Origin of the sequence: Cellulomonas sp. (assembly GCF_017744555.1) — a bacterium.
GTDB lineage: Bacteria > Actinomycetota > Actinomycetes > Actinomycetales > Cellulomonadaceae > Cellulomonas.
Map to the genome: position 1 here is coordinate 54,973 of NZ_JAGIBD010000010.1, position 13,088 is coordinate 68,060.

General features: G+C 74.7%; 8 protein-coding genes. 1 reads left to right on the top strand and 7 read right to left on the bottom strand.

The features are described from left to right. Positions 1 to 8 precede the first annotated feature (8 nt). Complete coding sequence (locus J7523_RS08700; protein WP_291885002.1) at positions 9 to 2,408, bottom strand: TIM-barrel domain-containing protein; 2,400 nt, start codon at positions 2,406 to 2,408, stop codon at positions 9 to 11. Between the two features lie 208 nt (positions 2,409 to 2,616). On the opposite strand from J7523_RS08700, the gene J7523_RS08705 reads away from it, so the two are divergent. Then, the gene (locus J7523_RS08705; protein WP_291885005.1) at positions 2,617 to 4,362 is read left to right on the top strand and encodes a peptidoglycan-binding protein; all 1,746 of its coding nucleotides are present in this window, start codon (positions 2,617 to 2,619) and stop codon (positions 4,360 to 4,362) included. A gap of 77 nt (positions 4,363 to 4,439) precedes the next feature. On the opposite strand, the gene J7523_RS08710 is transcribed toward J7523_RS08705, so the two are convergent. The 6 genes from J7523_RS08710 to J7523_RS08735 form a co-directional block, all read right to left on the bottom strand. Then, positions 4,440 to 6,509, bottom strand: a complete 2,070-nt coding sequence (locus tag J7523_RS08710) for an endonuclease/exonuclease/phosphatase family protein (RefSeq protein ID WP_291885008.1) — start codon at positions 6,507 to 6,509, stop codon at positions 4,440 to 4,442. A gap of 58 nt (positions 6,510 to 6,567) precedes the next feature. Then, entirely contained in the window at positions 6,568 to 7,914 is a 1,347-nt protein-coding gene (gene efeB / locus J7523_RS08715) for an iron uptake transporter deferrochelatase/peroxidase subunit (RefSeq protein WP_291885137.1), read from the bottom strand. Between the two features lie 147 nt (positions 7,915 to 8,061). Beyond that, complete coding sequence (efeO, locus tag J7523_RS08720; protein ID WP_363266709.1) at positions 8,062 to 9,219, bottom strand: iron uptake system protein EfeO; 1,158 nt, start codon at positions 9,217 to 9,219, stop codon at positions 8,062 to 8,064. 143 nt (positions 9,220 to 9,362) lie between these two features. Next, positions 9,363 to 10,235, bottom strand: a complete 873-nt coding sequence (gene efeU, locus J7523_RS08725; RefSeq protein WP_291885010.1) for an iron uptake transporter permease EfeU — start codon at positions 10,233 to 10,235, stop codon at positions 9,363 to 9,365. Between the two features lie 218 nt (positions 10,236 to 10,453). After that, positions 10,454 to 11,107 (bottom strand): NUDIX domain-containing protein, encoded by a 654-nt coding sequence (locus J7523_RS08730; RefSeq protein WP_363266711.1) that lies wholly within the window; start codon positions 11,105 to 11,107, stop codon positions 10,454 to 10,456. A 5-nt stretch (positions 11,108 to 11,112) separates the two neighbouring features. Next, on the bottom strand, positions 11,113 to 12,930 hold the full coding sequence (locus J7523_RS08735) for a biotin carboxylase N-terminal domain-containing protein (RefSeq protein WP_291885012.1): 1,818 nt from the start codon (positions 12,928 to 12,930) through the stop codon (positions 11,113 to 11,115). Positions 12,931 to 13,088: the final 158 nt, after the last annotated feature.

Consider the following 13,088-nt stretch of genomic DNA (forward strand, 5'->3'; position numbering starts at 1 on the left):
CTGCCCGCTCAGGCTCGCGCGAGCAGGACCTCGAGCAGCGCCGTCAGGAGCGCAGGCTCCAGGTCCAGGGCCACGAGGTGCGACACCCGGACCGACAGGGGGGCGTCGGACGTCGCGATCGCGTGCACCCGTGGCTTGACGTCGTACTCGGTGTGCGCGCGGTCGAGCACGGCGAACAGCCGGGCGGCCACGTCGTTCGCTGCGAGCCGCGGGCACGGGCCGACGTCGACCGTCAGCGTCGCCCCGACGGGCACGGCGTCGACGAGCACCCGGAGGCGGTCGTCGGACCGTTCGACGAGGCACTCCACGGTGGTGCCGTCGACGCGCGCGACGATCTCCCCGTCGGGCTCGTCGAGCGCGACGAACGTCACCGTCCAGGCGCGCTCCGCCGGGACGCAGGACACGTCGCCGAGGGCCGGCCCGACGGTGACGGTGCCGGTCGCCTGGTCGAGGCGCAACGGGGTGCGGACGACATGCGCCTCGTCGAGCCCGTCGCCCGTGCCGTCGTCCTCGACGAGCGTGAACGCACCGTCCGCGCCGACGACCACGAGGACCTCGAGCGACACGGGGTTGACGGGGTCGGCGCCGGGCACGGGGTCGGCGTCGAGCGGCACGATCGCGCCGCTGCGGGCGAGCACCGGGATCGTCGACAGGTCGCGGTGCAGCACGAGCCCGCGGCCGCCGTCGTAGACCAGCCCCGTGAGGACGTCGACCCACGTGCCCGGCGGCAGCCACGCACGCACGGCGCCCGTGCGGGTGCGGGCGTCGGCGGGCGACGTGACGGGCGCGACGAGCAGCTCGGTGCCGAACAGGAACTGCTGCCGTGCGTCGTAGGCCTCGGGGTCGGTGGGCCACGCGTGGTACATCGGCTCGACGAGCGGGCGGTTCTCGCGCGCGGCGCGGTGGTTCATGGCGTGCAGGTACGGCACGAGGCGGTGCCGCAGCCGCAGGTGGTCGGTCATGACCTGCTGGGCGGCGGGCCCGAACGCCCACGGCTCCTTCGTCATGAACGCGTTGGCCGACGAGTGCAGGCGCAGCACGGGGGAGAACACACCGAGCTGGACCCAGCGGGTCGCGAGCTCGTCGTCCTTGCTGCCGTGCCAGTGCCCGCCGATGTCGTGGCTCCACCAGCCGTAGCCGATGTTCGCCGCCGTCGCGGTGAAGAAGGGCTGGAAGTCGAGCGACGCCCACGAGACCACGGTGTCGCCGGAGAACCCGACGGGGTAGCGGTGGCTGCCAGGGCCCGCGTACCGGGAGAACGTCAGCGGCCGTCGCCCGTCGCGTGCGGAGTCGAGGAAGTGGAAGTGGTTGAGCATCCACAGCGGGTCGATGCCGGTGACGCGGCTGTGCGGGCCGGACTGCCAGTCGATCCACCAGAAGTCGACGCCGTCGCGTTCGAGCCGGCGGTGCAGCACGTCGAAGTAGGCCGCGAGGAAGTCGGGGTCCGTGACGTCGAAGGCGATCGGGTCGCCCGTCGACGCGTCCAGCCCGAGTGCGGCAGCCATCTCCGGGTAGGCGTCCTCGTGGGAGCGCACGCCGTCGGCGGGGTGCACGTTGAGCGTGACCCGCAGACCGTGCGCGTGCAGCCACGCGAGGAACGCCGGCGGGTCGGGGAACAGGTCGCGGTTCCACGTGTAGCCCGTCCAGCCGCTGCCGACGGACGGGTCGACGTCGACCACGTGCCAGTCCATGTCGACGACCGCGACGGAGAACGGCACGCCCTCGCGCTCGAAGCGGGACAGCAGCGCCGTGTACTCGTCGGCCGAGTACCGGTGGTACCGGCTCCACCAGTTGCCGAGCGCCCAGCGCGGCAGCACGGGCACCGGGCCGGAGACGGCGTGGAACGCGTCGAGCGCCGCCCGGTGGTCCAGGCCGTACGCGAAGACGTACAGGTCCGTGCGCGAGCCGTCACGGGGTGCGACCCAGTCGCCGTCGAACACGAACGACCGGGAGTCGTCGAGCACCGCGTAGCCGACACGGGACACGACACCGGGGTCTAGGTCGATCCCGCCGTCGACCCCGTCGAGCGTCCGGACCGTGCCGCCGAGGTTGCCGTCGCCACCGAGGCCGCCGTCGTCGCCGTACCGCCACACCGAGTGGTACGAGCTCACCCCGCCGCGGACGGCGACCGACAGCCCGCTCGTGGTGAACGGTCCCCGGTCGTACACCAGGTGCAGGCGGTCGGTGACGATCTCGACGTGCCGGTCGGTCTCCACGACCCGGAACTCGGGCACCGCCAGCTCGCGGTTCAGCGCGAACGTCGACGCGCGGTCCTCGAACCCGCCGTCGGGCGACCACTCGAGGCGCAGCAGGCCGTCGGTGAGGACCGTGACCCGGAAGCCGTCGCCCGAGACGACGGCGCGCGGGTCGGCGACCGGGCGGGACGGCAGGCGGTACCGGGCATCCATGGCTCCGAGCATCTCCCGCCGGACGCACGGCCGCCCACCCGAGGACCACCCGACGACCGCCCGAGTGCCTGCCGTGTCACCCGAGGGACTCGACGGGACCACCCGAATGCGCGTGACGTCACTCCCTGGACTGCTGACGACACCGCGATCGCCGCCGATGGGCGCAGTGCGAGCCCTCTCGACGGCTCCCGACAGGAAGGCAGTCCGCATGTCTGCACGCACCACCCGTCCCCGTCACGCCAAGCCCTCCGCCAAGGCGCCGCTGCGCGCGTCGCGCGGGGCTGCTGCCGGCGCGAGCGCCGTCATCGTCGCCGCGCTCACCGTCGGCGCCGTGACACCGGCCCTCGCGACGCCCGCTCCGGACTCGGTCGACGTCAAGCCCGCGAGCATCTCCAACGACGACACCCCGGACTTCTCCGGCCACACCGCCGCCCCCGGCGCCCTGGTGGAGGTGCTCGTCGACGGGTCCGCCATCCTCGCCGCCGGCTCCGACCCCGTCGACGGCTCGTGGGCGGTCGCCGGTCCCGCGGTCCTCGACGGCGACCACACGTACGTCGTCCAGGTTGACGGCACGCCCCTCGACTCGGGCGCGTTCACGACGGACACGACGGCCCCGGCGATCGAGCCGGACTACTCGCCGGTCGAGCCGGTCGAGGGCGACGTCGTGGTGGTCAGCGCGAACGCGGACGCGGACGCCGTGCGGTTCACGTACGTCGTGGACGGCGGCGTCCCGGTCGACACCACGGAGCCGACGTACACGGTCACCGGCCTCACGGCCGGCACCCACACCGTGGTGGTCCGTGCGTTCGACGCGCTGGACAACGCCACGGGCAACCACACGCTGACCATCGAGGTCGCGGAGGCCGCCCCGGCCGACGAGACGGCGCCGGTGATCCAGCAGGCAGCGGGCCCGGACGGGTCGGAGAACCTCGTCGAGGGCGACGACGCGTACTTCGCGTTCACGGCCGACGAGGACGTCACATGGGCGTACACGTTCGACGGCGCGCCGGTCGTCGGAGAGGACGGCGACGACGTCGCGTTCTTCGACCTGGGGCTCGGCGCGCACACGCTCGTGGTCGTCGCGACCGACACCGCGGGCAACGCGTCCACGCCGCTGACGATCGGCTTCACGGTCGTCGCCGCACCGGAGGCGGTCGTGCCGACGATCACGTGGGTGTCGAAGCCCGCCGCGTCGTCCCCCTCGACCTCCGCGCACTTCGCGGTGGCCGTGACCGACGGCGCCGCGGTCGAGTACGTGCTCGACCTGCCGGAGGGGGCCCAGTCGGCGGACGCCCAGTCCGTCGACGGCACCGAGTTCACGCTGACCGGTCTGTCGGTCGGCCACCACAAGATCATGGTCGCGGCCGTCCTCGGCGACGAGTACTCCGACGTGCTCACGTACGAGTGGGACGTCACGGCGGCGAGCCCGGTCGTCCCGCCCACCGCGCCTCCGGCGCCCCCGGTGGTGTCGCCGACTCCCGTGCTCAGCCTGTCCGCGATCCCCGCCGGTCTGGTCAACCGGGGCATCGGTACGGGTGCGGCCGGCCCGTCGGTCCAGATCATCCAGCGGGTCGTCGGCGCCACGGCGGACGGTGTCTTCGGACGTCAGACGGCCTCCGCGGTCCGCACGTTCCAGCGCACGCACGGCCTGGTCGCGGACGGCGTCGTCGGCGCCCGTACCTGGGCGGCGATCGTCCACGCGGCCAACGGCGGGGTCGGTGCGGCGCCTGTGACGTCGACGTCGGTGCCGCGTGCGGTCATCAACCGCGGCGTCCGGATGGGCGCGCACGGCCAGGCGGTCGCCACCATCCAGCAGCTGCTCGGCATCACCGTCGACGGCGTGTTCGGCCCGAAGACCGCGGTCGCCGTGCGGTCGTTCCAGAGCGCGCACGGCCTGCTCGCGGACGGCGTCGTCGGTCAGCGCACCTGGGCGGCGCTCACCGCGTCGAGCTGACCCGGCACGACATCGACGGGGCGCACTCCCGGCAGCTCGCCGGGGGTGCGCCCCGTCGTCGTGCGCCCGTCAGCAGGTCAGGGCACCGACAGCGACACGACGAGCGGCAGGTGGTCGGACTCGCGCGGCTCGGTGAGCACGGTCGCCGACCGGAAGGTCACACCCTGGCCGAGCACCCAGTCGATGCGCTCGGTCGGGCCGGTGCTCGGCTCGGTGAGGGCGTCGGGGTCGCCTGCGGTGTCGACCGCACTGATCCACCCGGCGTCCGTCAGGAGCGTCAGCTCGGGCGACCCCGGCGTCGCGTTGAGGTCGCCAGCCAGCACGGCGGGGCCCGTGACGGGCTCGGCGGCAACCAGCGTCTCGAGCTGGTCGAGGCGGGTCTGCGTGTTCTCGGCGCGGTGCTGCAGGTGCACGGACGTGACGCGCAGGGGCGTGCCGCTCGCGGTCGTGAGCGTCGTCGCCAGCGCGGACCGCTCCTGCGGCCCGGCGCCGTAGGGCAGCGGGTGCACGACGACGTCGGTGAGGTCCGACCGGGCCAGCACGGCGTTGCCGAACTGGCGGTCGGCGGCCGGCGCGAACCGGATCGTCATGTCGAGCCGGCGGGCGAGCCACGTCGCGACGTCCGCGCCGCCGCCGAGGATCCAGCCGCGCTCGACCTCCTGCAGCGTCACGACGTCGGGGTCGTGCGCCTCGATGGTCCGCGCGACGGCCTCGAGGTCCACCGCGGTGAGCGGCGACACGCCGTAGTGCAGGTTCCAGTCGACCAGCGTGAGCGTGTCGTCCGCCGCGCGCGGGGGGACGGACGCGCCCGTCGTGGTCGTCGTCGACGGGACCAGGCCCACGAGCGCCAGCACGACCGCCGGCAGCAGCAGCAGCCGCACGGAGCTCACCCTTGCGGGCATCGTCTCCTGCGGGGTTCGTGCCGTGCCGGGCGTCCGTCGGCGCAGCCCGGTCAGCGCGAGCACGAGGGCCGCGACGACCATGACCCACGCGTTGTCGAACCCGAGCGGCACGTCGTAGTCGAGCATGTAGAGCAGCAGCGGGCCGATCACGCCGAGCCCCGTGACGGCGACCGCGCCCGCGGTCCGAGGGATGCCGGGTGGGGCCGGGCGGTGCGTGCTGAGCGCGCCGGTGAGCACCAGACCGACGACGACCTCCAGGACGGCGACGGCGACGAGCGCCGCCGGGCCCGAGACGAGCAGCGCGACGGCCGTCGCGACCACCAGCAGGACGGCGGCGGTGACGCGGACCGCGGCGGGCCACGGGTCCGGGCGCAGCAGCAGCCACGCGCCGACGGTCGTGCCCAGCACGAGCACGAGGCCCGCGATGCCCTGCGCGACGTCGGACTGGGACGCGGCGAACGCCGGGTTGCCCAGCACCATCGCGACGAGGGCCAGGTAGGGGCCGATCGCCCACAGGCGGCGCGGGCGGCCCGTCGCGTCGATGCCCGCCACCTGCGTGGCATCGTCGCCGACCGGGGCGGCTGCCGCCGACGTCCTCCGGGGCACGACGAGCGCCCGGGCCGCGGTCAGCGGCGCGACGGCGACGACGGCGGCCACGACCCACCCGACGTCCCCGGACCGCCACACGGCGTCCCAGGTGCCCAGCACGAGCTGCAGGCCGACGGACAGGCCCGTGCCGACGACGAGCCCGATCGACGCCTGCCTCCCGCCGGACGGCCGGCCGGCGACGAACGCCACGGCCAGGGTGAGCACGCCGACCGCGAGGGCCACGGTGACGAGCCCGACGACGTCGAGCGCGAGCCCGTCGAGCGCCTGCAGCGTCAGCCGCGCGACCGCGAGCACCGTGACGCCGACCAGCAGCGTGCGCCCGCCGGGCACCCCGGACCGGCGACCTGTGACGAGCAGGAGCACCGCGGCGACCAGCCCGGCGCCGGCATACGTCCCGAGGGCCGCCGCACCGGCCGCGGCCGTGCCGACGGCGAACCAGCGGTCGAGGAACGGCCCGCTCGCGCGGACGAGCTCGATGGCGAGCACCGTGAGGGACGCGACAAGCCACACCCGGGTCGGCACACCGGCGTCCGGGGGTGTCGCGGGGGCCGGGCGGCGGCCGGTGCCCGGGCCGTCGGCGCCGGCCGTCCCGGTCCGGCGGAGGCGTCGGGGGTGTCGGTCCGGCGTCGTCGTCACGGCCGCACGCTACTCCGGCCGCCGCGCCCGGCCCGCGCGAACGCGACCGAGCCGCACGTCAGGCGAACAGCGCCTCGCCGACGAACGGACCGTCGTCCGTCGTCACCGGCGTGCCGTCGGCGCCCAGTCGGAGCGACCCGTCGGGCACCCCCGGCGGGACGGCGAACAGGCCCGAGGCCGTGTGCTCGAGGTACTCCATGAGCCCGTCGTGGCTCGAGAGCTGCGTCTGCATCGGGATGTAGTGCGTGCGGGGGTCGCGCACGAACGCGAGGAAGAACAGCCCCGCGTCCAGCCGGCCGAGCGAGTCGTTGCCGTCGGTGAAGTTGTACCCGCGGCGCAGCATCCGCACGCCCTCGTTCTGGTCCGGGTGCGCCAGCCGGACGTGCGAGTCGACCGGGATGAGGGGCGCACCGCCGCGGCCCGTGCGCGCGAAGTCGGGCTCGGTGTGCTCGTGGCCGCCGGACAGGGGAGCGCCCTCGCCCTTCGTGCGCCCGACGAGGCCCTCCTGCTCGCGCAGCGACGTGCGGTCCCACGTCTCGATCCGCATCCGGATGCGGCGCGCCACGAGATAGCTGCCGCCGGTCAGCCACGCGGAGTCGGTGGTGTCCTGCGCGGCCGCGCCCGCGGGCACCCAGACGTGCTCGTCGAGCGCGTCGGTCTCCTCGGCCTTGACGTTCGCGGTGCCGTCCTTGAACCCGAACAGGTTGCGCGGGGTGCGCTGGCTCGTGCTGGTCGACGACGTCCTGCCGTACCCGAGCTGGGTCCAGCGGATCGTCGCCGCACCGAACGCGGCCCGGGACAGGTTGCGGATCGCGTGCACCGCGACCTGCGGGTCGTCCGCGCACGCCTGCACCACGAGGTCGCCGTCGCTGCGCGCCGGGTCGAGGTTGTCGGCCGCGAAGTGGGGGAGCTCGACGAGCCCGCCGGGGAGCTTGCCGGCGAGGCCGAACCGGTCGGTCCCCGGCGTCCCGTCGGGGGCGGGCGTGCCGACGAACAGCGACCGGCCGAAGCCGAACGTGATCGTCAGGCCCGCGGGCGGCAGGCCGGCAGCCTCTCCGGTGTCGTCCGGCGGGGCGTCGTACGGGCCCGACGCCGGGCCGTACGGGCCGGCGGACAGGCCCTGCGTGAGCCGGGCCGCGATCGTCGTCCACCGGCGCAGCAGGGCCACGAGCTCGTCGCGCGACGTCGTCGTGACGTCGAACGCCGCGAGGTACAGCCGGTCCTGCGCCGGGGTGACGATGCCCGCCTGGTGGGCCCCCGTGAACGCGTACGTGCCCGGGCCGGAGGACATCGGCGCCGCGGCCGTCGCGGGCTCCGCGACGCCGGTCGTCCGCGCGAGCCCGAACCCGGCCGCGACACCCGCGGCGATGCCGCCACCGAGCCCGAGCAGGGCGCGACGGGACATCGCCGGGCCGCGCCCGGCCGGGATGGCCTGGTCGGTCGGCGACGCTGCGCTGGTCGGCTCGTCGTGCGGGTCCGTGGGTGCGGACACGGGCGGCTCCGGTCGGTGTCGGGTCAGCGGTGTCGGGTCAGCGGTGTCAGGTCGGCGGGATCAGGCGCTCGTGACCGTCGCGGTCAGCCGCGAGAGCGGCTCGGACAGGGCGTCCACGGCGGCGGCGAGCTCCTTGACCTGCGCGTCCGTCAGGTCGGTGTAGGACGTGAACCCGGTCTCGACCGAACCCTGGGCGGTGAGCAGCGACTGGAGCGCGTCGAACCGCTCGTCGAGCTGCGCGGCCAGGTCGGGGTCCTTGTCGGTCACGACGTCCTGAAGCACCTCGAACGCCACGCGTGCGCCGTCGACGTTGCTCTGGAAGTCCCACAGGTCGGTGTGCGACCAGATCTCCTCCTCGCCGGTGACCTTGCCGGTCGCGACCTCGTCGAGCAGCTCCTTGGCGCCGTTGCCGATCTGGAACGCCTCGAACGTGAAGCCCGGGTCGGTGACCTGCGCCTGCAGCTTCGCGGTGTTCGCGACGATGTCGTCGGCGGCGGCCTTGCGCTGCTCGGGCGTGAGCGGCGTGTACGCGACGCCACCGTTCGCGTCGGGCGTCGGCTGCCAGAGGTCCTTCTCGACGAGGTGCCAGCCGGTCCACGTCTGCCCGTCCTCGAGGTCCGCCTCGCGCAGGTCGAGCAGCGGGTCCAGGTCGCCGAACGACTCCGCGACGGGCTCGATCCGCTCCCAGTGCACGCGCGTCGACGCGTACAGGTCGCGGGCCTTCGTGTCGTCGCCCGCGGCGTACGCGTCGGCGAACTGCTGCGTCGCGGCGACGAGCGCGCCCACCTGGTCCTTCACGTAGGCGACGTACTGGGACTCGGCCGCGGCGAGCTGGTCGGCCGTGTCGCCCGTCGGCGTGACGGCCGCGTCGGACTCGGTGACGGTGAACTCGGCGCGGATGCCGTCGCCGACCATGCCCGGCTTGCACGACGTGAAGTACGTGCCGGGACGCACCTGCGCGACGAGGTCGCGGCTCAGGCCCGGTCCGATGTTCTCGACCTCGGCGACCACCCGCAGGCCGTCCTCGCCGAGCAGGTAGAACTCCGTGACGTCGTCGCCGTCGTTCGTCACCGAGAACGTCACGGGTCCGGCCGGCACCGACGTCGCGGACACCTCGCACGCGTCCGCCGTGGACCGGACGGTGAGCGGACCCGTCGACGCCGACCCGTCCGCCGGGCGCGTCGTTCGGCACGCAGGCGGCGGTGAGCGGCAGGACAAGAGCGGCCAGCGCGAGCGCGGTGGCGGATCGGCGGGACATCGAACTCCTCGGGAGCGTGCGGGTGCGCGGCGCGCACGCCGACGGCGGTCGGTGCGGGGCGACGGCGGCGGGGGACGAGCCCGGCGCCCGGGGGATCAGCGGGTCACCGCGCCGGGGCGGCGACCGGGACGGCGGGGGCGGCGGCCTGGACCGGGCGGGCCGGCGGCTTCGCCCACGCGATGCGGACGAAGAAGAACATCGTGGGGACCACGTACGCGACCCACGCGACGGCCTGGAGCCACGTGGTGGCCGGCGTGAAGTTGAAGACGCCCTTCGCGAGCGTGCCGTACCAGCTGGTCGGCGGGACGGTCGACGAGACGTCGAACGCCAGGGTGTGCAGGCCGGGGAGGATGCCGGCCTCCTGCAGGTCGTGCACGCCGTACGACAGGACGCCGGCGGCGACGAGCACGAGGAACGTGCCCGTCCAGCCGAAGAAGAGTCGCAGGTCGATCTTCACCGCGCCCTTGTAGAGCAGCCACGCGAGCACGACCGCGCTGGCCAGGCCGAGCGCCGCACCCACGAGCGGGCCCGTGGTGCCGGACCGGCCGCTCGTCGCCTGCGCGCCGGCCCAGAGGAACAGCGCGGTCTCGAGGCCCTCGCGCCCGACGGCCAGCAGCGCCATGACGACCACGGCCCGCTTGCCGGCGGCGACCGCGTCGTCGAGCTTGTGCTGCAGGTCCGACTTGAGGTGCCGCGCGGTGCGCGCCATCCAGAAGATCATCCAGGTGATGAGCCCGACCGCGACGATCGACAGCGTGCCGCCGATGGCCTCCTGCGCCTCGAACGACAGCCCCTGAGGGCCGAACGTGAGGATCGCGCCGAACGCGAGCGACGCGGCGACGGCGATGCCGACACCGACCCACAGGACGGGGAGCAGGTCGCGGCGTCCGGTGCGGACGAGGTAGGCGACGAGGATCGAGACGACGAGCGCGGCCTCGAGGCCTTCGCGGAGTCCGATCAGGTAGTTCGCGACCATGTGTGCTTCCGTCGGTGGGGCGCCGCACCCTGCGCCGCGGACCGGCGAGGGGTGGTGCGGGGGACGTCTCTCAGCGGGTGACTGCGTCGTGCTCGGTGAGGGCAGGCTTACCTCACCGTCGGGGACGATACTCCCCGCCGGTGGTGCCGCGCGACGGTCGTCCGAGGATGCGTGTGTGAGCCTCGTCATGCCGTGGACGGGCCGCCGGACCCGTCCCGCTACGGCCCGTCCGCCGCGCCGGTGAGCTCCTCGAGGCGTCGCCGCAGGTCGGGCCACGCGTCCGCGAACGCGGGCAGCAGCGGCAGGCGGTCGACGTCCTCGACCGGCACCCAGCGCACCTCGACGCTCTCCGCATCCGTCGCCGCCGGCGCCACGGGCGCGAGCTCGTCGGCGAGGACCGTGGTGTACGACCAGTCGGGGTGCGTCAGCACGCTCGTGCCGCGGACCCGCACGACCGTCGGGTCGATCCCCGCCTCCTCGGCCGCCTCCCGCAGCGCCGCGTCCTCGGCCGACTCGTGCGGCGTCCGTGCACCGCCCGGCAGGGCCCACGTGCCGCCCTGGTCGCTCCACGGGGCGCGGTGCTGCAGGACCACCGCGAGCGGGCGGCCGTGCGCGTCCCGGCGGGTCAGGAGCAGGCCCGCGGCGCCGTGCAGGCCCCAGTGCCGGCGGCCGCACGCGCACTCGACCCAGCCGTCGCCGGGCTGCCGGTGGTGCGTCACGCCGGAGGGAGGGCCGCCGACGGCCGGTGCGGTCGGGACGCGACCGTCGGGCACGGGCCGGACGTCGACGGGCGCGTCGCGCCCCGGCGTGCCTGTGCGCGCGTCGGCCGGCGGCGTGCCCGTGCGCGGGTCGGCCGACGTGCCGTCGCCCAACGCGATCAGCCGACGATCTCGCAGATCGCGGTACCGGCGCTCACGCTCGACCCGACGCCCGCGGCCAGACCGGTCACGGTCCCGGCCCGGTGGGCGACGAGCGGCTGCTCCATCTTCATGGCCTCGAGGACGACGACCAGGTCGCCCTCGGCCACCTGCGTCCCCTCCTCGACCGCGACCTTGACGATTGTCCCCTGCATGGGCGAGGCGAGCACCGTGCCGTTGCCGGCGGCCGCCTTCGCGGGTCCGCGACGCACGGGGCGGCGGGCCGCCGGGCCGCGCGAGCCGGCGCCACCCGGTCGGGCCGGGCCGCCGGGGCCACGGCCCAGGGCCAGCGCGGCGGGCAGCACGACCTCGAGCCGCTTGCCGCCGACCTCGACGACGACGCGCTCGAGCGTCGTCGTCGGCTCCTCGTCGTCCTCGGTGGGCGCCGGTGCCGGGGCGGCGGCGAGCTGGGCCAGCCGGTCGGCGAACTCCGTCTCGATCCAGCGGGTGTGCACGCCGAACGGCTGCTCGGGGTCCGCGGGCGCGAACTCGGGGGCGTCGAGGACAGCGCGGTGGAACGGCGCCACGGTCGGGATGCCGACGACCTCGAGCTCGGCGAGTGCACGGCGCGCACGCGCGAGGGCCTGCGGACGGTCGGCGCCCGTGACGATGAGCTTGGCGATCATCGAGTCGAACATGCCCGACACGGTGTCGCCCTCGACGACGCCCGAGTCGACGCGTACGCCCGGACCGGCCGGGAAGTTCAGCGTGGTGATCTTGCCGGGGGCGGGCAGGAAGCCGGCGCCCGGGTCCTCGCCGTTGAGGCGGAACTCGATCGAGTGGCCGCGCGTCTCGACGCGGTCGTAGCCGAGCGGCTCGCCCTGCGCGACGCGGAGCTGTTCGCGCACCAGGTCGATGCCGCTGATCTCCTCGGTCACCGGGTGCTCGACCTGCAGGCGCGTGTTGACCTCGAGGAACGAGATGGTGCCGTCGAGCCCCACCAGGAACTCGCACGTGCCCGCGCCGACGTAGCCGGCCTCACGCAGGATCGCGATGCTCGACTCGACGAGCTGCTTGCGCTGGTCGTCGGACAGGAACGGCGCGGGCGCCTCCTCGACGAGCTTCTGGTGACGACGCTGCAGCGAGCAGTCGCGCGTCGAGACGACGACGACCGTGCCGTGCTCGTCGGCGAGGCACTGCGTCTCGACGTGCCGCGGCTTGTCGAGGTACCGCTCGACGAAGCACTCGCCCCGGCCGAACGCGGCCGTCGCCTCGCGGACCGCGGACTCGAACAGCTCGTCGATCTCGTCGACCGTGCGGGCGACCTTGAGACCGCGACCGCCGCCGCCGAACGCCGCCTTGATCGCGACGGGCAGCCCGTGCTGCGCCACGAAGGCGTGGACCTCGTCGGGCCCGGACACCGGGTCCGGCGTGCCGGGGACCAGCGGGGCACCGGCGCGCTGCGCGATGTGGCGCGCGCTCACCTTGTCGCCGAGCGACTCGATGGCCGACGGCGGCGGGCCGATCCACACGAGGCCCGCGCCGATCACGGCACGCGCGAAGTCGGCGTTCTCCGAGAGGAACCCGTACCCCGGGTGCACGGCGTCGGCACCGGCGCGGCGGGCCACGTCGAGCAGCTTGGCGATGTCGAGGTACGTCTCGGCGGCCCGGGCGCCCCCGAGGGCGAACGCCTCGTCGGCGGTGCGGACGTGCAGGGCCTCGCGGTCGGTGTCGGCGTAGACGGCGACGGAGGCGATGCCGGCGTCGCGGCAGGCGCGGGCGACACGGACGGCGATCTCACCGCGGTTGGCGATGAGGACCTTGGAGATGGCGGGCACGGCTCACCGTAACGCGCACCGCGTGCCTGGCCGCGGCGGACGGAGCTCACCCGCCCAAGATTGGGGAACCGCCCAACCCGCCCCCGGGCGGTTTTGTAGGAATCCGACGACGACACCGTGACGAGCCGCCTCGTACGCGTCCCCGGTTGTCCGGAGGC

Bases quoted from the DNA above. Each gene is read 5' to 3' on its own strand.
- J7523_RS08705 (WP_291885005.1), top strand. From the start codon at position 2,617: ATGTCTGCACGCACCACCCGTCCCCGTCACGCCAAGCCCTCCGCCAAG.
- efeU (WP_291885010.1), bottom strand. From the start codon at position 10,235: ATGGTCGCGAACTACCTGATCGGACTCCGCGAAGGCCTCGAGGCCGCG.
- J7523_RS08700 (WP_291885002.1), bottom strand. From the start codon at position 2,408: ATGGATGCCCGGTACCGCCTGCCGTCCCGCCCGGTCGCCGACCCGCGC.
- efeB (WP_291885137.1), bottom strand. From the start codon at position 7,914: ATGTCCCGTCGCGCCCTGCTCGGGCTCGGTGGCGGCATCGCCGCGGGT.